Consider the following 18750-nt stretch of genomic DNA (forward strand, 5'->3'; position numbering starts at 1 on the left):
CAGTGGAATGACACAGCTTCGCTCTGTTTCGGCACTCCTGAATCGATTCGCGAAGTAAAAAACGCCTGAGCTAGCGGGCTAACTCAGGCGTTTTTGCATGCGACTCGGCTTATTTGCGCAGACCCAGCTTGGCGATCAGCGCGGTGTAACGTGCGGCATCCTTCGACTTCAAATAGTCAAGCAGCTTGCGGCGGCGGCTCACCATGCGCAGAAGACCGCGACGACCGTGGTGGTCTTTGGCGTGCGTCTTGAAGTGAGGGGTGAGTTCGTTGATACGGGCGGTCAGCAGCGCAACTTGCACTTCTGGACTTCCGGTGTCATTGGCGGCGCGGGCGTTGTCTTTGACGACTTCGGCCTTGATGGAGGCTGCGATCATTTGGTATTTCCTTGTTCCGATCCGACTGGCTCAAAAGCCTGCACGGGATGTTTGACTTGCGGTGTGCGCTGGAACTGCACGCACCGTGCGCCTTGCGGCATGCAAAGCCGTGGGATTATAGCTCGCCCCCAGGGCGCGCTCACTCCGTGTATTGCTTCCACCCCCTGACCGGGGGCAACACCGGCGGCCTGGCGGAGCCAGTTCCGCGGTGTTTCACCAACGGGCGCCAGGCCTGCGGCCGGCGCCAGACGGCTGCTTCGATGCCTGCTCTACTTTTGGGCGGCCAGCCAGGTTTTTAGTCGGTCTACCCCTTGAACCAGGCGGGCGGGATCTTTGGACGCAAAGCACCAGCGGAGCCAGCCTTGGGCTTCGGGGGCAAAGGCGTTGCCGGGCGCCAGGCCCAGGCCGGCTTCTACGACGAGGCGCTTGGCGACTTGCAGGGAGTCGCCAAAGCCTTCGAGTTGGAAGAACGCGTACATGCCGCCCTTGGCCGCGGCGACGTTGACGCCGGGCACCGCCGCCAGCAACGGCACCAGCGTGTCGCGGCACAGCTTCAGGTGCGCCACCACCCGTGGCGTGATGTCGTTGCCGTGCTCGATGGCTGCGACGCCGGCGCGCTGGGTGAAGACACTGGCGCACGAAGTGTTGAATTCGATCAGCTTGCCCATGCCGTCCACCATTTCGGGCGGCATCACCAGCCAGCCAAGGCGCCAACCGGTCATGAGAAAGCTCTTGGAAAAACTGTGCGCCACCACGAGTCGGTCGTCGGGCACCGAGATGTCGAGAAAACTAGGGGCGCAGCCATTCGGCGTCGGTTCGTAGTAGAGGCGCTCGTACACCTCGTCGGCAAGGATCCATGTGCCTGTCTCGCGGCAACGATCGAGAACGGCCTGCTGCTCGGAACGGCTCATGGTCCAGCCGGTCGGGTTGTTCGGCGCATTGACGATCAGCAGCTTGGTCTTCGATGTGATGGCTGTGCGAAGCTTGTCGAGATCGAGCGTCCACTCGCCTTGCACCGGTACCAGCGGCACGCAGACAACGTTGGCGCCGAGGATGGCAGGCTGCGCCGTCAGATTCGGCCAGACCGGCGTCACTGCGACCACCTCATCGCCTGCATCGACGAGTGCCTGCACCGCCAGCATCAGCGCATTGACGCCGCCGGACGTGATCGCGATGCGCGACACATCCACCGCGGGGTGCATCGCGCTGGTGTAGCGAGCAACCGCCGCGCGCAATTCGGGCAACCCGAGGTTGTGCGCATAAAACGTTTCACCGCCGTTGATTGAGTCGATCGCCGCCTGACGGATCACCTCCGGCGTGACTTCGTCGCTCTCGCCGAACCAGAAGGCCAGCACGTCGTCGCGGCCGAGTCCGGCGTTGGCGACTTCGCGGATCTTGGAGGCTTCGAGGTTCTGGATTGCTTTGCGCATGTGTTGATTCCTGCCCTGTGGAGATTCGTTGACTGCCGGTGATCGATCGCTTGATTTCAGCGTTCAGGCCGCTGCATTTTGCAGGTGGTCGGCAACTCGGCGCGCGCAGCGTCGATGTTCTTCACGACGCGAAAACCGTAGCCCGAGCCTTCGACATCGAACGGGACGCCCGGCGCGCCCAGACGGTCCATAATGCCGACGACCAGCGACTGCTGGAACTGATGGTCGCTCGCGCGCATGCGACCGCTGCGACCCGCAAGGCTGACGTTGGCCTGCTCCAGTTTCTGCGCGACCGGCATGGCCTCAACGCTCCCGGCCTGTTCGACGGCCTTGGCCAGCGCTTCGATCATCAGTTGCATCCGCATATGCACATAGTCATCGGTCGGATTCGGAAAGCGCTGCCTAAACGCACGGTAGAACGTTGCCGACTCCGGCGTCGGCACATTCGGCAGCCAGTCCGCAACGGCGAGCACGCGGCCGACGCCCGCATCCCCGATGGCGGCCGGCGCACCGAGTGCGTTGCCATAGAACGTGTAGAACTTGCCCTCGTAGCCGACCTCGCGCGCCGCCTTCACCAGCAAGGTGAGGTCATTCCCCCAATTGCCTGTAATCACCGCTTGTGCCCCACTCGACTTGATCTTCACCGCATAGGGCGCGAAGTCTTTCACGCGGCCCATCGGGTGCAGTTCATCGCCGACGATCTGCACATCGGGGCGCTGGACACCCAGTTGTCGCCGGCTCTCGCGCAACACGGCCTGGCCAAAGCTGTAGTCCTGCCCGATCAAGTAGACACGCTTGACGTCCTGATCGTCTTTCACCACGTCCATCAGGGCAGCAACGCGCATGTCGGCGTGCGCATCGAAACGAAAGTGCCAGAAGCTGCAGCGCTCGTTGGTCAGCACCGGATCGACCGCCGAATAGTTGAGGAACAGCACGCGTTTCGAAGGATCGCGCTCGTTGTTCTTGTCGATGGCATCGACCAGCGCTGCCGCAGTGGCAGACGAGTTGCCCTGCATCACGACGCGAGCGCCGTTGTCCATGGCCGCGCGCAACGCCGACAGTGCTTCTTCGTTCTGGCCCTTGCTGTCGTAGCGATCGAGTTGGAGCATTCGCGCACCGCCCGGCAGCGGGATGCCACCGCGTGCGTTAACGCGTTCGACAGCCCACAGCAGGTTGCGAGAGACGGCTTCGCCGGTGTTTGCGAACGGGCCGCTGAGGCTCTCGATCAATGCGATACGAATCGGTGCCGGAGACTGCGCGCGAACCAGCGAAACAGCCGACAGCAATGTCGACGCGCACAGCGCCAGCGTGCTGAATTTCAAGGCCTTGCGACGCCAAATAAAGCGGGAGTTCATTGTCTTTAAACGCGTGGCGCGGTGCCTGGATAAAGTGGCAAGCGGCACTCTTGAATTGAAAGGCCGCGCAGTGTACGGGACACACGTTTCTTGCCCCCGCCGTTCACACCACCCGTGGCTTTTCTCCCGGTGCGCCTGTTCAGCTGTGCCCGTCGCCCTGTCAACGTCGAATAAGACAAACTGGAAAATTGCGCCCTGCTTTTACAGCTCGGAAAATTGTTGCCTGTGAACAACGTCACAGAGCTTCAAATCAAGTGATCTCGGGGTCTTAGCCCCTCACTAAACGCGTCAGTGACTTTTTGTTTCCGACCTTTTTTGTTTCCGAACTCACAATTAGTGCGAAGAACATCACGAAAGTTGATGTTTTTACAGACTTTTCTCTTACATCGGCGCGAGCACGTTCAGCGGGCCTTCAGGTTTGCAACGGTTTGCGACTATCGGGATGACGATGGAAACGCACTTGAAATTGGTCAATGGCAATACGCCTTCAGACACCCTCCTGGTGTTCTTGCCGGGAGCTTTTTTGCAACCCGACGCGTTCGAGCGTGAGGGGTTTGTCAGCGCTGTCCAGGAACGCAATCTGGCGGCGGACGTTTTGTTGGTCGACGCCAACGTTTCGTACTACTACGACCAGACGTTCATCGAGCGCCTGCATACCGACGTGCTCGCGCCACAACGCGCTGCCGGATACAAATCGCTCTGGCTGGTCGGAATCTCGATCGGCGGTTTCGGCGCGTTGATTCATGAGCTGGCCCGCCCCGGTGCCGTCGAAGGCATCGTGGCGCTGGCGCCATACCTCGGCCGACGCCCGCTGGGTGCGGAGATTCATAAAGCCGGTGGTCTGCGCGCTTGGAAAGCCCCGACAGGCCCCGCGCCCGACGAGGAAGTCGACCGCCAACTCTGGCCTTGGCTGCAGCAATATGCCAGCGCGAAATCTGCCGAAAAGCTGCCGCCGCTCTACCTCGGCTTTGGCTTGGCGGACCGCTTCGCTTCAAACCACCGGCTGCTGGCCGATGCGCTGCCGCAAGACCGCGTGTTCACGACGGAAGGCGGACACGACTGGCCGCAATGGTCGCAACTCTGGCGCAAGGTGCTGGATGTGTTGCCGCTGCCTTCCAGCGTCGGTGCCGACGTCGGCGCTCGACCTGTAACCCGCGGCGTTCCGGCCCACGCTACGTGGTCAGCGACGCCATTGGCCATCGCGGCTTGACGTCGAAGGCGTAGCGCTCGCTCGCCTCTTCCAGCCCCGACTGCAGCCGCATGGCCGCAGCCATGGCAATCATCGCGCCGTTGTCCGTGCACAGATGCAACTCCGGGTAGTGCACTCGCATGCCGCGCTTCGCGCACGCCGCATTCAGCTGCTCGCGCAATGCGTGGTTGGCACCTACGCCACCTGCCACCACCAGCCTGTCGAGTCCGCTTTGCTCCAGTGCAGCCATTGATTTCTTCAGCAGCACTTCGACGATCGCAGCCTGTGTCGACGCCGCGAGATCGGCCTTGCGCGTTTCCAGTTCGCCTCCCAGCTTTTTCGCTTGGGTCATTACGGCGGTCTTCAGCCCCGCGAAAGAGAAATCGAGGTCGCCACTGTGCAGCAGTGGCCGCGGCAGCTTGAACGCCATCGGATCGCCCTGCTCTGCCAGCTTGGCCAACCACGGGCCACCGGGATAGGGCAAACCCATCAGCTTGGCGCTCTTGTCGAACGCCTCGCCCGCCGCATCGTCGATGGTTTCGCCGAGCAGTTGGTAGCGACCCACTCCGTCGACCCGCATCAGTTGCGTGTGACCGCCCGACACGAGCAGTGCAACGAAAGGAAATTCGGGCGGATCGGCGCTCAGGAACGGTGAGAGCAAATGCCCCTCGAGGTGATGGACGCCGAGCACCGGCTTGCCCAGCGCCGCACCCAACGCACAGGCCACGCCTGCGCCGACCAGCAGCGCGCCGGCCAGCCCCGGCCCCCGGGTGTAGGCGACGACATCGATCTCTGCGAGCGAGCGCCCGGCCTCGGCCATGACGCCCTGCGTCAGCGGCAGCACGCGCCGGATATGGTCACGACTCGCCAGTTCGGGGACCACGCCGCCGTAGGCCTGGTGCATGGCGATCTGGCTGTGCAACGCATGCGCCTGCAACATCGGCAGTGCCGTGCCCTGCGATTCGACCAGCGCCACGCCGGTTTCGTCGCATGATGATTCGATTCCCAATAAAAGCATCCAGCGAGTTTAGGGTGGTCCCCATACCGGGGCACGGATGTTGCTGGATGCCCGTCAGTTCCTATTGCCCCACACATGAATTCAGGATTGAGCTTTCTGGTCGCAGCCAGGCGATGCGAAATCGATGAGCTAGAGCAGCTGGCGCGTACCAGCGAACTGGTCAGCACCATCGGCCGGCTGGTTCACGCGCTGCAGCGCGAGCGCGGGCTTTCCAACGTCCTGCTCGCCTCGCAAGGACGTCGCTTCGCGGCGCAACGCAGCGCCCAGATCGGTGAATGCGGACGCTTCGAACGCGAGGTTCGGGTCGGGTTCGACTTCCTCGAGAGCGAAGGCCGGCGTGCGGGCAGTGGCACTCGCCTGTTCAGCCGCATCGCCTGGGTGCTGCCCGGGCTGGACGCCCTTCCCACGCTGCGTCGCCGCATCGGTGCGCTGGAAACCAGTGCTGCAGAAGCGACAGCGGCCTTCGCGAAGCTGATTGCCGGCCTGCTGGCCGTGGTGTTCGAGGCGGCCGACGGCGCCACCGACCCAGAAATTTCGCGCCTGTTGGCGGCGATGTTCAACTTCATGCAGGGCAAGGAGTTCGCCGGCCAGGAGCGCGCCTGCGGTGCCGCGGCTTTTGCGACGGGACAGAACGATCCGCTGCGCCAGCAGCAGTGGCTTCAGCTCATCGCCGCGCAGGAGCGCTGCTTTCACGTGTTCGCCGACTTTGCCGGGCCGGCAATGAGCCAGCTCTGGCGCGAGCGCGAACCGGACGCCGAACTCGCCGAACTTGAACGTTTGCGCCGAATCGCATGCGCCGCGCCCGCCGGCGTGCCGCTCGACCCCGAACTCAGCGCGGTCTGGTTCGACTGCTGCTCACTGCGCATCGACGCCATGAAGGATGTCGAAGATCGGCTGGCCGCGGATTTGCGCGACCTGTGCCGTGACAAGACGCTGCAGGCACGCGGAGAAGCCGAGTCGTACGAGGTCCTGCTCGAGCAACTGGCCGGAGAGCCTGACACAGCAGCCACCGCTTTTTTCGACGAACCGGGCGCCGAGCCTGGCCCGCAAGTAGCCGGTGGCGGACTCACTTCCGCCGCAGCGCCGTACGGCCATCAGCTCGAACGCTCGATTCTCGAGATGATGCAGGAGCAGGCGCAACGCCTCCAGGCCATGAGCGACGAACTCGACGCCGTGCGTACCGCCCTGAACGAACGCAAGCTCGTCGAGCGCGCCAAAGGCTTGTTGATGGCGCATCGTCGACTGACTGAGCCCGAGGCGCACCAGATGCTTCGGCAAACCGCTATGAACCAGAACCGGCGGGTGGTCGATGTCGCCGAATCAGTGCTTTCTATGGCCGACTACCTGCCAATCGGCAGCTGAAATGGTGCATTGCACAAACGAAGTGCGAAATTGCATTTTCGGATGAAATCTTCTCCGAAACCAATCTCAGCCTAGCTTCAATGCTATCGATTGAGTAGCAATCACAGTGGCCGCAATGCTGGCACGCTGCTTGCACTCAGCTCTCACATAGACCAACGACGGTCTCCAGGCAGGCGACATCCAATGGCGGGTGTCGCCGACCCAACGGACAAAGGCGTCCTTATCTGCATGCGCTCGCTTTCGAGCGGCACATGCGCGGTGAGGACGCCTTTTTTGTTTTTCGCTTTGCCTTTTGTCTTTGTCTTTTGACCTTGTTCATCCTTTTCATTTTTTCGGAGTTCGCCCCTCAATGACCGATCTGCTTAAAACGAAGCTCAGTCGCCGCAAGATCTTGCAAGCCGCCGCCCTCGGCGCGGTCGGCCTCGACCCGGCTCTGCGTGCCGCCGTCTGGGCGCAAGGCTCCGACAAACCAGAGAAAGAAGAAGTCAAGATCGGCTTTATCCCGCTGACCGACTGCGCCAGCGTCGTGATGGCATCCGTGCTCGGCATCGACAAGAAGTACGGCGTGAAGATCGTGCCGAGCAAGGAAGCCAGCTGGGCCGGCGTGCGCGACAAGATGGTCAATGGCGATCTGGACTTCGCCCACGTGCTCTACGGTCTGGTCTACGGCGTGCACCTGGGCATCGCCGGTCCCAAGAAGGACATGGCCGTGTTGATGACGCTCAACAACAACGGACAGGCCATCTCCCTGAGCAAGAAGCTGGCTGACAAGGGCGCGGTCGACGGCCCGTCGCTCGCCAAGATGATGGCCAGCGAAAAGCGCGAATACGTCTTCGCGCAAACCTTTCCAACGGGCACCCATGCGATGTGGCTCAACTACTGGCTAGCGGCCAACGGCATCAGCCCGATCCAGGACGTCAAGTCGATCGTCGTTCCGCCTCCGCAGATGGTGGCCAACATGCGCATCGGCAACATGGATGGCTTCTGCGTGGGCGAGCCCTGGAACCAGCGCGCCATCATGGACGGCATCGGCGTCACGGCTATCACGACGCAAGACATCTGGAAAGACCATCCGGAAAAGGTGCTCGGCACCACCGCCGAGTTCACCAAAAAATACCCCAACACCTGCCGCGCCGTAACGGCCGCGATTCTGGAAGCGGGCCGCTGGATCGACACCGGTCTGCAGAACAAAAACAAGATGGCCGAAACCATCGCCGAAAAGAGCTACGTCAACACCAGCGTCGACGCCATCAACCAGCGCATCCTCGGCCGCTACATCAACGGCATGGGCAAGAGCTGGGACGACCCGAACTACATGAAGTTCTACAACGACGGCGCGGTCAATTTTCCGTACCTGTCGGACGGCATGTGGTTCATGACCCAGCACAAGCGCTGGGGTTTGTTGAAAGAGCACCCGGATTACCTCAAGGTCGCGACGGAGATCAACCGCATCGACCTCTACAAGCAGGCCGCCACGGCCAGCAAGACGCCGGTGCCCAAAGACACGATGCGCACCAGCAAGTTGATGGACGGCATCGTCTGGGATGGCAAAAACCCGAAGGCCTACGCCGACGGCTTCAAGGTTCACGCTTAAGGAGCACAGCATGGTCAGCGCCGTCTTTCACTCTCCGCTCGACGCTTCCGCCGCAGTCCCGCTGCCGGCGAATGCGGCCGTCGCAACAAGCCCGGTGCGTGCGCCCGCTGCGACCCCCAGTGGCTCGGCATCGGGCGTGCGCAAGCCGCTCGACCTGCGCAAGTTCTGGATGCGCGTGCTGCCGCCGCTCGCGGGCTTCGGCATCCTGGTGCTGATCTGGGAACTGATCGCCGTACGAAGTGCCGGCACCTTTCCCGCACCGTGGGAAACCTGGCTGCAAGCGGTCAAGGTTTTCAGCGATCCGTTCTACAGCAACGGACCCAACGACCAGGGCGTGGGCTGGAACGTTCTCGCATCGCTGCAACGTGTCGCGGTGGGCTTCGGCCTGGCGGCGGCGGTCGGCATTCCGGCGGGCTTCGCGATCGGCCGCTTCGAGTTCCTGGCGCGCATGTTCAACCCGCTGATCAGCCTGCTGCGGCCGGTGTCACCGCTGGCCTGGTTGCCGATCGGCCTGCTGGTGTTCAAGGGTGCCAATCCTGCGGCCATCTGGACCATCTTCATCTGCTCGATCTGGCCGATGGTGATCAACACCGCCGTCGGCGTGCAGCGCGTGCCGCAGGACTACATGAACGTCGCCAAGGTCTTGAACCTGAGCGAATGGAAGATCATCACCAAGATCCTGTTCCCCGCCGTGCTGCCCTACATGCTGACCGGCGTGCGCCTGGCCGTCGGCACCGCCTGGCTGGTGATCGTCGCCGCCGAGATGCTGACCGGCGGCGTCGGCATCGGCTTCTGGGTCTGGGACGAGTGGAACAACCTGAACGTGATGAACATCATCATCGCGATCTTCGTGATCGGCATCGTCGGCATGCTGCTCGAATACGCGCTCATCAAGATCGCGACCGCTTTCACGTTCGAAGAGGTGAAGTCATGAACGACGACAAGAAGTTCATCGATATCAGCGATGTCGAACAAACCTTCAAGACCGCCAAAGGCAGCTTCCAGGCGCTGCGTGACATCAACCTCACCGTGGCGAAGGGCGAATTCGTCGCACTCATCGGTCACTCGGGGTGCGGCAAGTCGACGCTGCTGAACCTGATCGCGGGTCTCACCATGCCGACGCACGGCACGCTGCTGTGCGCCAACCGGGAGATCGCCGGCCCCGGCCCCGAGCGCGCGGTGGTGTTCCAGAACCATTCGCTGCTGCCCTGGCTCACCTGCTACGAGAACATCTACCTCGGCGTCGAACGCGTGTTTGCGCCGACCGAAAATAAGGCGCAGTTGAAGGTCCGCACGGATGCGGCACTGGCGCTGGTTGGATTGACGCCGGCAACGAACAAGCGCCCTGGCGAAATTTCCGGCGGCATGAAGCAACGCGTCGGCATCGCCCGCGCGCTGGCGATGGAGCCCAAGGTCTTGCTGATGGACGAGCCCTTCGGCGCACTCGACGCGCTGACCCGCGCACGGCTCCAGGACGAACTGCTCTCCATCGTGCACAAGACGCAGAGCACCGTCGTCATGGTCACGCACGATGTGGACGAAGCGGTGCTGCTGTCGGACAAGATCGTCATGATGACCAACGGCCCTTCGGCCACGATCGGCGAGGTTCTCAAGGTCAATCTCGAACGGCCGCGCAATCGCGTCGAGCTGGCGGAAGACCGGCACTACGTGCAGTACCGCAAGGCTGTCATCGACTTCCTCTACACGCGGCAAGGCCACGTCGAAAAAGCGGCCTGATATGACATCCGCTCAAGACCTCGTGCCCAAGACCTTCATCCGCGTGATCGAGTATTGGGTGCCCAGCGAAGAAAGCGGCGTGCTCGAATTTGGCGGTGGATCGTTCGGTACGGCCACGCGCTTCGAAGCCGCCAGCCGCAACCTGTGTTTCGGCCGCGGCGAAGGCTTGCCGGGCCAGGCGTGGGAGGCCGGTCATCCGATCGTTTTGAAAGAGTTCGAAGGCTCGTACTTTCGTCGCGCCGTGCCCGCCAAGGCCGAAGGACTGACCTGCGGCATCGCGTTGCCGATCTTCAAGGGGCAGCAACTGAGTGCCGTGGTCGTGATCTTCTGCGGCGACGACGCAGAACATGCCGGCGCGATCGAACTCTGGGCCAACGATCCGGCAGAGTCGAAAGACATGGACCTGGTCGACGGTTACTACGGCACCACCGGCGACACCTTCGAATTCATTTCGCGCGCTACCAGCTTTCGTCGCGGAAACGGATTGCCCGGCATGGCGTGGGACAAACAAACGCCGGTGTTCCTGCCCGACCTGGGCAAAGCATCGGGATTTTTGCGGGCCGATGGCGCCATCAAGGTCGGCATCAACCGTGGCTTTGCGACGCCCTGCTCGACCATCGATGGCACCAACTACGTGATGGCCTTTTTGTCGGCGTTGGCCACGCCGATCGCGCGGCGCGTCGAGATCTGGGAGCCGGACGTGACCGGCACGCAGCTGCTGCGGAGCTTCGGCTTCTCAGAAGCCGAAGGCATGCTCGGCGAATCCGAGATCGTGGCCGCCAGCGAAGAGGCGTCGAACGCGCTCGGCCGAGCCTTTGCGACAGGTGTGCCCGCGGTGGCCGCGCCGATGATCGCGATCCCGGTCGCGCCCGAAGGCAACATCACCGCGGTGATGGCTCTGTATTTCTGATCACGACTCGATCCGGAGGGATGAACCCATGAAAAAGATGAATCTCGTGCTGGTCGGCAATGGCATGGCCGGCGTGCGCGCGGTCGAAGAGCTGATCAAGTTGGCACCCGATCTGTACGACATCACAGTGTTCGGCTCGGAGCCGCACCCCAACTACAACCGCATCCTGCTGTCTCCCGTGCTGGCCGGCGAACAGACGGTCGACCAGATCATCCTGAACTCGTGGGAGTGGTACACCGAGAACAACATCACGCTGCATGCCGGCAAGACAGTGACCGAGGTCGACCGCGTGAAGCGCATCGTGCGCGCGGTCGCTGCCGACGGCAGCGTGATCGAGGCGCCCTACGACCGGCTGCTGCTGTGCACCGGCTCCAATCCGTTCATCCTGCCGGTGCCGGGCAAGGACTTGAAGGGCGTGATCGCTTACCGCGACATCGCAGACACCAACACGATGATCGAGACGGCCAAGACGCATAAGCATGCGGTCGTCATCGGTGGCGGCTTGCTCGGGCTCGAAGCGGCCAATGGCCTGATGCTTCGCGGCATGAGCGTGACCGTGGTGCACGTGAACGCATGGCTGATGGAGCGCCAATTGGACGACGTGGCGGGCGGGTTGCTGCGCAAGTCGCTGGAAGCGCGTGGCCTTCAATTTCGTTTGAGCGCGCAGACGCAGGAGTTGATCGGCGACGAGAACGAAGGAAAAGAAGGCCGCGTCAAGGCCGTCAAGTTCAAGGACGGCGCCGAAGTACCGGCCGATCTGGTCGTCATGGCAGTCGGCATCCGCCCCAACACCGCATTGGCAGAATCGATGCGACTGCACTGCAGCCGCGGCATCGTCGTCAACGACACGATGCAGACGGTGACCGATGCCCGCATCTATTCGGTCGGTGAATGTGCCGCGCACCGCGGCATCGCTTACGGACTGGTCGCGCCGCTGTTCGAGCAGGCCAAGGTCGCGGCAAACCATCTGGCGCAGTTCGGCATCGGCCGCTACATGGGCTCGCTGACGTCGACCAAGCTCAAGGTGACGGGCATCGACCTGTTCAGCGCCGGCTCGTTCATGGGCGGCGAAGGCACCGAAGAAATCGTGATGAGCGACCCGTTCGGCGGTGTCTACAAGAAGCTCGTCATCAAGGACGACAAGCTGGTGGGCGCTTGCCTTTACGGCGACACGGTCGATGGCAGCTGGTACTTCAAACTGCTGCGCGACGGCCGCAGCGTGAGCGACATCCGAGAGAAGCTGATGTTCGGAGAATCGAACATCGGCGATGCCGGCCACGAAGGCCACAGCAGCGCCGGGGCGATGCCCGACGAGGCCGAGGTCTGCGGCTGCAACGGCGTGAGCAAGGGCGCGATCTGCAAGGCGATCAAGGACAAGGGACTCTTCACGCTGGACGAGGTGAAGAAGCACACCAAGGCGAGCGCATCGTGCGGTTCGTGCACCGGACTGGTCGAACAGATCCTGATGTTCACCGCCGGGGGCGACTACTCGGCTGCACCCAAGAAAAAGGCGATGTGCGGTTGCACCGACACCAGCCATCAGGACGTGCGCGAGGCCATCCGCGCCCAAAAATATCTGTCGCATGTCGAGGTGTACGAAGGCCTCGGCTGGCGCACGCCCAACGGCTGCGCGAGCTGCCGGCCGGCCGTCAACTACTACCTGATCAGCAGCTGGCCGAAAGAAGCGAAGGACGATCCGCAAAGCCGCTTCATCAACGAGCGCAGCCACGCGAATATCCAGAAGGACGGAACCTATTCGGTGATCCCACGCATGTGGGGTGGCCACACGACGCCAGACGAGCTGCGTCGCATCGCCGACGCAGCCGACAAGTACAAGATCCCGACGGTCAAGGTCACGGGCGGCCAGCGCATCGATCTGCTCGGCGTAAAGAAAGAAGACCTGGCCGGCGTGTGGAAAGACATCGGCATGCCGAGCGGCTTTGCCTATGCGAAATCGCTGCGCACGGTGAAGACCTGCGTGGGCAGTGAATGGTGCCGCTTCGGCACGCAGGACTCGACGCAGATGGGCAAGGACATCGAGCACGCGCTGTGGGCAATGTATTCACCGCACAAGGTCAAGATCGCGGTGAGCGGCTGCCCGCGCAACTGCGCCGAAGCCGGCATCAAGGACGTCGGCGTGATCGGCGTCGACTCGGGCTGGGAGATCTATGTCGGCGGCAACGGCGGCATCAAGACCGAGGTCGCGCACTTCCTGGTCAAGGTCAAGACGAGCGAAGAAGTGATGGAGTTCACCGGCGCCTTCCTGCAGCTCTATCGCGAGGAAGGCTGGTACCTGGAGCGCACGGTGCACTACATCAGCCGCGTCGGGCTCGACCGCGTGAAAAAGCGGATTCTCGAAGACGTCGCCGGTCGCAAGGCGCTCTGGGAAAAGCTTCAGTTCGCGCTCGATGGCGAGCCCGATCCGTGGTTCGAGTCGAGCCGGGCGGCGGTCGACGTGCGGCAGTTCGTGCCGGTCGCCGGGGCGGATACGGCGCCGCCGGCGAGCGCTGCGGCACCTGTCGCGCAGCCCGCTTGATGTCCGACGCACCGAAGGAGAGCAACCCATGAGCGAATGGAAATTCATCTGCCGCGTCGACGAGATTCCTGTGCTGGGATCGCGTCGCGTGGTGCGGCCGGTCGGTGTGGCGGTCGCGGTCTTTCGCAACAGCCAGGACGAGGTCTTCGCGCTGCTCGACCGCTGTCCGCACAAGGGCGGTCCGCTGTCGCAAGGCATAGTGTTCGGCACCAGCGTGGCGTGTCCACTGCATAACTGGACGATCGGCCTGGACAATGGCTGTGCGCGTCAGCCCGACGAAGGATGCGTGCCGAAATTCGCGTGCAAGGTCGAAGGCGGGCAGGTGATGCTCGATGCGCAAGAGTTGGCGACGCATGCGCTGGATTTGACTGCGCCGCGTGCGGGCCCGGGGGCCGCAACGGCCGGCGCTATCGGTGACGGGACGTTCGATGTTCAGACGCCGCACAGCGCTTGAATGTTGCCTCGACACGCAAAGAGGCGGCAAGAGCCAGGAATGAAAGAAACAAGGTCAACCTGCCCCTACTGCGGCGTCGGCTGCGGCGTGATCATCGAGTCCGATGGCGCGCAGGTCACGGGTGTGCGTGGCGATCCGGACCACCCCGCCAACTTCGGCCGGCTGTGCACCAAGGGCTCGACATTGCACCTTACTGCGACAGCGGAAGTGACGCGCCAGACCCGGTTGTTGCAGCCGATGCAACGCCTCGTGCGCGGGCAAGCTGCAACACCGATCACCTGGGAGGCGGCGCTCGACACCGCAGCCGACAAGTTCGCCCAGGTCATTCGCGACCAGGGTTCCGATGCGGTGGGCTTCTATGTCTCGGGCCAGTTGCTGACCGAGGACTACTACGTCTTCAACAAGCTGGCCAAGGGCCTGATCGGCACCAACAACATCGACACCAACTCGCGCCTTTGCATGAGCAGCGCGGTGGCCGGGTACAAACAGACGCTCGGCTCCGATGCGCCGCCCGCCTGCTACGACGACTTCAACGACGCGCAGTGTTTGTTCATCGTCGGCAGCAACACGGCATGGGCGCATCCCATCCTGTTCCGCCGCATCGAGGATGCCAAGCGCGCCAACCCGGCGATGAAGATCGTCGTGGTCGATCCGCGCCGTACCGACACCTGCGAGATCGCCGATCTGCACCTGGCGATCCAGCCGGGCACCGACGTCATGTTGTTCCACGGCATGCTGCACCTGATGTTGTGGGAAGGCTGGACAAAGCCCGACTACATCGCTGCGCACACCAACGGCTTCGACGCGCTCAAGGCCACCGCGCGCGACTGCACGCCCGACAAGGTGGCGCAAATTTGCGGCATCGACAAGACCGCCTTGCTCGAAGCGACGCGCCTCTTCGCGACCTCGACCGCGACCCTCAGCCTGTACTGCCAAGGGCTGAATCAATCGTCTTCAGGCACCGCGAAGAACGCGACGCTCATCAACCTGCACCTGGCTTCTGCGCAGATCGGCCGGCCCGGTGCCGGGCCGTTCTCGTTGACCGGACAACCCAATGCAATGGGCGGGCGCGAAGTCGGCGGCATGGCCAATCTGCTGAGCGGGCACCGCGATCTTGCTAACGCAGCACACCGGGCTGAAGTCACTGCGCTGTGGGGCCTGAGCGAGGGCAACGAAGTGCCCGCCAGGCCCGGCAAGACCGCCATTGAAATGTTCGAGGCCGCAGCCGATGGCGAGATCAAGGCGCTGTGGATCTCTTGTACCAACCCGGCCCAGTCGATGCCCGACCAGGCAACCGTCCGGCGTGCGCTCGAACGCGCCGAGTTCGTTGTCGTGCAGGAAGCCTTTGCGACCACCGCCACCTGCGCTTATGCCGACCTGCTGTTGCCTGCGACCACCTGGGGTGAGAAGACCGGCACGGTGACCAACAGCGAGCGCCGCATCTCTCGCGTGCGCGTCGCAGTGCCGGCGCCCGGCGAAGCGCGTCACGATTGGTCGGCGGTGGTCGACTTCGCGCAACGGCTCGAAGTGCGGCTGCCCAGGCGCTCCACCACCACGCTGTTCCCCTACCCGCTGCAGCACTCGCTGGCAGGCGACGATGCCGGCGCCGAAGCGATCTGGAACGAGCATCGCGAATCGACGCGCGGTCGCGACCTCGACATCACCGGCCTCGACTGGAAGATGCTCGATGCGCTAGGGCCGCAGCAATGGCCGTTGCCTGAAGGCCGATCGGTCGGTCGCGTGCGGCTGTACGAAGACGGCATCTATCCGACGCCCGACGGCAAGGCGCGCTTCGTCGACACGCCTTACAAGCCGGTAGCCGAACAACGCGAGGCGCGCTTTCCGTTCTCGCTGAACACCGGGCGGCTGCGCGATCAATGGCATGGCATGAGCCGCACCGGCACGCTCGGTCGACTTTTCGGCCACGTGCCGGAACCCGTGGTGCAGATGAACGCGCAAGACATGGCGCGGCGTCAGCTGAAGGACGGTGATCTGGTGCAGCTCACTTCGCGGCGCGGCGCGCTCGTGTTGCCGGCACAAGCCAGCGCCGAGGTCGGTCTGAGCCAGTCGTTCGTGGCGATGCATTGGGGCCAGGAATACCTTAGCGGTCGATCGCCAACCGGTGAGCGATTGGCCGGCATCAACGCGCTGACCAGCCCGGCCTATTGCCCCGACTCGAAGCAGCCTGAACTCAAGCACGCGGCCATCCGCATCGCCAAGGCCGAGCTGCCGTGGACACTGCTCGCGATCGCCTGGCTGCCCGATGATCGCGCGCTAGAGACCGAACGTGCGCTGCGCGACCTGATGGCGAGCTTTGCCTTTGCGAGCTGCGTGCCGTTCGGTGCCGGCGGTGCGTTGACGTCGGGTACGGCCGAGCGCACCGGCATCCTATTCCGCGCGGCCGACCTCAAAGCCGCGCCCGATGCGGTGCTTGAGCAAATCGAAGACTTGCTCGCATTGCCGAGCCCCGACACCTTGCGCTACGCCGACGCCCGCCATGGCCAGCGCCGCACCGTGCGTCTGGTGCGCACCGGCACCAACGACGAAGAGGCCAGGCTCGAAGGTTTCTTGCTAGGCGGCGACACCCGGGCCGAGACCTGGATCAAGACATTGCTGCAAGACCAGTTGCCGGCGCAAGCCTTCGGTCGCCAGTTGTTGCGGCCGGGCTCGACCCCGCCGGTCGAAGTGGCGTCGCGTGGCAAAGTCGTCTGCAGCTGCTTCGGCGTGACCGAAACTGCCATCGGCGACAGGCTGCGGCATTGCGTGGGCACCGATGCCGAACGACTGGCGTCGCTGCAGGGGGCGCTGCAATGCGGCACCAACTGCGGCTCATGCCTGCCCGAGCTGAAGCGCATGGTGCGTGCCACCACGCCCGACACTGCAGAAGCCGTGCCGTGAGCCTGTCCATCGCTCAGTCCCTCAATAACCGCATAAGCCCCTTCGAGTTTCGGCATAAGCCTTGCGGGACAATGGGTGCACCCATGGGAATCAGCCACTACATCAAGGAAATCGGCCGCGGCGCGCGAGGCGCCAAGCCACTCACGCGCGAGCAGGCGACCGATCTGTTCGGACAGGTGCTGGACGGCACCGTGACCGACCTCGAAGTCGGCGCCTTCTGCCTCGCGATGCGCATCAAAGGCGAGACGCCGGACGAGATGGCCGGCTTTCTCGACGCCACGCATGCACGGCTCGATCTTTTCCCCGCGAGCGACCTGCCGCTCATCGTGCTGCCCAGCTACAACGGCGCGCGCAAGTTACCGGTGCTGACGCCGCTGCTCGCGCTGCTGCTGGCGCGCGAAGGTTTGCCGGTGCTGCTGCATGGTGCGGCCACCGAATCGACACGCGTGCTCACATCGAACGTGCTTGCGGCGCTGGGCACGAATCCGATCACGGTCGTAGGAAAGATCGGCGAGGGAGAGATTGCATTCGCACCGACCGAACTCCTGAGCACCGGCCTCAAACGACTGCTCGACGTGCGTCGCGTCGTCGGGTTGCGCAACCCGGCACACAGCGTCGTCAAGCTGATGCAGCCGACAGCGGGCTCGTGCATCGTGATCGCCAGCTACACCCATCCGGAATATGCGCAGTCGATGGCCTCGACCTTCGAGCTGACCGGCACGAGCGCCCTGCTGTCGCGCGGACTCGAAGGCGAAAGCGTGGCCGATCCGCGCCGCACTGCGCAGGTCGACGGCTTCATCAGGGGCCAGCGCATCGCAATGCAGGAGCAACAGGCTGGCACGCTGAGCGAGGTGGAAGGTCTGCCGAAGGAGATCGACATCGACACCACGGCGGACTACACGCGGCGTGTGTTGGCAGGCACGCTGCCTTTGCCCATGGCAATCGCCCGGCAGGTCGAACACATCAAGCAACTGGCTCAACAACTGGCGAACAGCCCATGAACTCACTTTCCCATTCGTATCGAGGCAGTTGCACCCTGGTCGGCGCCGGCCCGGGCGATCCCGATTTGCTCACGCTGAAAGCGGTCAAGGCGATCCACGCGGCGACGGTGTTGTTCGTCGATGACCTCGTCAACGACGCGATCCTGAGCTATGCGCGGCCCGGTGCCCGCATCGTCCATGTCGGCAAACGCGGCGGTTGCAAGAGCACGCCCCAAGCCTTCATCGAAAAGCTCATGATCACGGCGGTGCGCGAAGGCGAAGCCGTCGTGCGCCTGAAGGGTGGCGACCCGTTCATCTTCGGCCGGGGCGGTGAAGAGGTCCAGCACCTCCGTGAAGCGGGCATCGAATGCACGGTGGTCAACGGCATCACCGCCGGCCTCGCAGCTGCGACGTCGTTGGGCGTGCCGCTGACCCATCGCGATCACGCGCAAGGCGTGGTGTTCGTCACCGGCCATGCCAAGACCGGCGCCGGTGCTGCGGACGACCCGACCGACTGGCGGGCGCTGGCTGCGATGGCGCACAACGCGCGCCTCACGCTGGTGATCTACATGGGCGTGGCGGGCGCTGCGCACATCCAACGGCAATTGCTCGAAGGCCTGCCGGGCGAGACGCCCGTTGCGGTCGTTCAGCACGCCAGTTTGCCCCAGCAACGGCACATCGTGACGACGTTGAGCGGGCTGCACACAGGTATCGCCGACGCCGGCCTCGCGAGCCCGTCGGTTATCGTCGTCGGCAATGTATTGCAAGGCATCGCAGCGGCGGCAGTCGCTTTGCCGGAGCGCGACAAATTCGGCACCTGACCGCCTGAACTAGGCTGTTCGCAGGGTCGGTCCGGCGTCGAGACAGAAGTCGGCCAACTAAAATCCCGGCCACTCATACAACAATGCCAA

General features: G+C 63.5%; 15 protein-coding genes. 11 read left to right on the plus strand and 4 right to left on the minus strand.

All coding sequences use genetic code 11. The features are described from left to right. Nucleotides 1–109: 109 nt before the first annotated feature. The 3 genes from rpsO to QN397_RS14585 all read right to left on the minus strand — a co-directional run bounded on the left by rpsO (nucleotide 110) and on the right by QN397_RS14585 (nucleotide 3161). Nucleotides 110–376, minus strand: coding sequence for a 30S ribosomal protein S15 (gene rpsO, locus QN397_RS14575; RefSeq protein WP_187051337.1), 267 nt, complete (start codon nucleotides 374–376; stop codon nucleotides 110–112). Nucleotides 377–645: 269 nt separating this feature from the next. Then, nucleotides 646–1866, minus strand: a complete 1221-nt coding sequence (locus QN397_RS14580) for a pyridoxal phosphate-dependent aminotransferase (protein WP_323501266.1) — start codon at nucleotides 1864–1866, stop codon at nucleotides 646–648. Next, entirely contained in the window at nucleotides 1863–3161 is a 1299-nt protein-coding gene (locus tag QN397_RS14585; RefSeq protein ID WP_323501248.1) for a branched-chain amino acid ABC transporter substrate-binding protein, read from the minus strand. Before QN397_RS14585 ends, QN397_RS14580 begins: the two co-directional genes overlap by 4 nt. 448 nt (nucleotides 3162–3609) lie before the next feature. Here QN397_RS14585 and QN397_RS14590 point away from each other — a divergent pair, with 448 nt between their 5' ends. Next, nucleotides 3610–4371, plus strand: a complete 762-nt coding sequence (locus QN397_RS14590) for an alpha/beta hydrolase (protein WP_323501249.1) — start codon at nucleotides 3610–3612, stop codon at nucleotides 4369–4371. Here the strand turns inward: QN397_RS14590 and tsaD are convergent. Next, the gene (gene tsaD, locus QN397_RS14595; RefSeq protein WP_323501250.1) at nucleotides 4334–5368 is read right to left on the minus strand and encodes a tRNA (adenosine(37)-N6)-threonylcarbamoyltransferase complex transferase subunit TsaD; all 1035 of its coding nucleotides are present in this window, start codon (nucleotides 5366–5368) and stop codon (nucleotides 4334–4336) included. The two genes, QN397_RS14590 and tsaD, sit on opposite strands and share 38 nt — an antisense overlap. Before the next feature lie 75 nt (nucleotides 5369–5443). On the opposite strand from tsaD, the gene QN397_RS14600 reads away from it, so the two are divergent. From QN397_RS14600 to cobA, 10 genes are all read left to right on the plus strand, one after another. After that, nucleotides 5444–6730 (plus strand): nitrate- and nitrite sensing domain-containing protein, encoded by a 1287-nt coding sequence (locus QN397_RS14600; RefSeq protein ID WP_323501251.1) that lies wholly within the window; start codon nucleotides 5444–5446, stop codon nucleotides 6728–6730. Nucleotides 6731–7079: 349 nt separating this feature from the next. Further along, complete coding sequence (locus QN397_RS14605; protein WP_323501252.1) at nucleotides 7080–8324, plus strand: CmpA/NrtA family ABC transporter substrate-binding protein; 1245 nt, start codon at nucleotides 7080–7082, stop codon at nucleotides 8322–8324. A gap of 10 nt (nucleotides 8325–8334) precedes the next feature. Beyond that, the gene (gene ntrB / locus QN397_RS14610; protein WP_323496217.1) at nucleotides 8335–9258 is read left to right on the plus strand and encodes a nitrate ABC transporter permease; all 924 of its coding nucleotides are present in this window, start codon (nucleotides 8335–8337) and stop codon (nucleotides 9256–9258) included. Then, nucleotides 9255–10061 carry an ABC transporter ATP-binding protein gene (locus QN397_RS14615; RefSeq protein ID WP_323496218.1) on the plus strand — a complete coding sequence of 269 codons (807 nt, stop codon included), beginning with the start codon at nucleotides 9255–9257 and terminating at the stop codon, nucleotides 10059–10061. Before ntrB ends, QN397_RS14615 begins: the two co-directional genes overlap by 4 nt. Nucleotide 10062: 1 nt before the next feature. After that, on the plus strand, nucleotides 10063–10971 hold the full coding sequence (locus tag QN397_RS14620; RefSeq protein WP_323501253.1) for a GAF domain-containing protein: 909 nt from the start codon (nucleotides 10063–10065) through the stop codon (nucleotides 10969–10971). Between the two features lie 28 nt (nucleotides 10972–10999). After that, a complete protein-coding gene (nirB, locus tag QN397_RS14625) occupies nucleotides 11000–13507 on the plus strand; it encodes a nitrite reductase large subunit NirB (protein WP_323501254.1) in 2508 nt (835 codons plus the stop codon). A gap of 28 nt (nucleotides 13508–13535) precedes the next feature. Continuing rightward, entirely contained in the window at nucleotides 13536–13961 is a 426-nt protein-coding gene (gene nirD, locus QN397_RS14630) for a nitrite reductase small subunit NirD (RefSeq protein ID WP_323501255.1), read from the plus strand. A 39-nt stretch (nucleotides 13962–14000) separates the two neighbouring features. Then, nucleotides 14001–16859 (plus strand): molybdopterin-dependent oxidoreductase, encoded by a 2859-nt coding sequence (locus tag QN397_RS14635; protein WP_323501256.1) that lies wholly within the window; start codon nucleotides 14001–14003, stop codon nucleotides 16857–16859. Between the two features lie 83 nt (nucleotides 16860–16942). After that, on the plus strand, nucleotides 16943–17860 hold the full coding sequence (gene ybiB / locus QN397_RS14640) for a DNA-binding protein YbiB (RefSeq protein WP_323501257.1): 918 nt from the start codon (nucleotides 16943–16945) through the stop codon (nucleotides 17858–17860). Continuing rightward, nucleotides 17857–18660, plus strand: a complete 804-nt coding sequence (gene cobA, locus QN397_RS14645) for a uroporphyrinogen-III C-methyltransferase (protein WP_323496224.1) — start codon at nucleotides 17857–17859, stop codon at nucleotides 18658–18660. Before ybiB ends, cobA begins: the two co-directional genes overlap by 4 nt. Nucleotides 18661–18750 lie beyond the last annotated feature (90 nt).

The sequence above is a fragment of the Variovorax sp. RTB1 genome (assembly GCF_035018765.1).
In the GTDB taxonomy this organism is placed as follows: domain Bacteria; phylum Pseudomonadota; class Gammaproteobacteria; order Burkholderiales; family Burkholderiaceae_C; genus Variovorax.

Coding starts and splice junctions, on each gene's coding strand:
- QN397_RS14600 (WP_323501251.1), top strand. CDS start 5,444: ATGAATTCAGGATTGAGCTTTCTGGTCGCAGCCAGGCGATGCGAAATC.
- ntrB (WP_323496217.1), top strand. CDS start 8,335: ATGGTCAGCGCCGTCTTTCACTCTCCGCTCGACGCTTCCGCCGCAGTC.
- rpsO (WP_187051337.1), bottom strand. CDS start 376: ATGATCGCAGCCTCCATCAAGGCCGAAGTCGTCAAAGACAACGCCCGC.
- cobA (WP_323496224.1), top strand. CDS start 17,857: ATGAACTCACTTTCCCATTCGTATCGAGGCAGTTGCACCCTGGTCGGC.
- QN397_RS14585 (WP_323501248.1), bottom strand. CDS start 3,161: ATGAACTCCCGCTTTATTTGGCGTCGCAAGGCCTTGAAATTCAGCACG.
- QN397_RS14590 (WP_323501249.1), top strand. CDS start 3,610: ATGGAAACGCACTTGAAATTGGTCAATGGCAATACGCCTTCAGACACC.
- nirD (WP_323501255.1), top strand. CDS start 13,536: ATGAGCGAATGGAAATTCATCTGCCGCGTCGACGAGATTCCTGTGCTG.
- nirB (WP_323501254.1), top strand. CDS start 11,000: ATGAAAAAGATGAATCTCGTGCTGGTCGGCAATGGCATGGCCGGCGTG.
- QN397_RS14620 (WP_323501253.1), top strand. CDS start 10,063: ATGACATCCGCTCAAGACCTCGTGCCCAAGACCTTCATCCGCGTGATC.
- QN397_RS14615 (WP_323496218.1), top strand. CDS start 9,255: ATGAACGACGACAAGAAGTTCATCGATATCAGCGATGTCGAACAAACC.
- QN397_RS14605 (WP_323501252.1), top strand. CDS start 7,080: ATGACCGATCTGCTTAAAACGAAGCTCAGTCGCCGCAAGATCTTGCAA.
- ybiB (WP_323501257.1), top strand. CDS start 16,943: ATGGGAATCAGCCACTACATCAAGGAAATCGGCCGCGGCGCGCGAGGC.
- QN397_RS14635 (WP_323501256.1), top strand. CDS start 14,001: ATGAAAGAAACAAGGTCAACCTGCCCCTACTGCGGCGTCGGCTGCGGC.
- tsaD (WP_323501250.1), bottom strand. CDS start 5,368: ATGCTTTTATTGGGAATCGAATCATCATGCGACGAAACCGGCGTGGCG.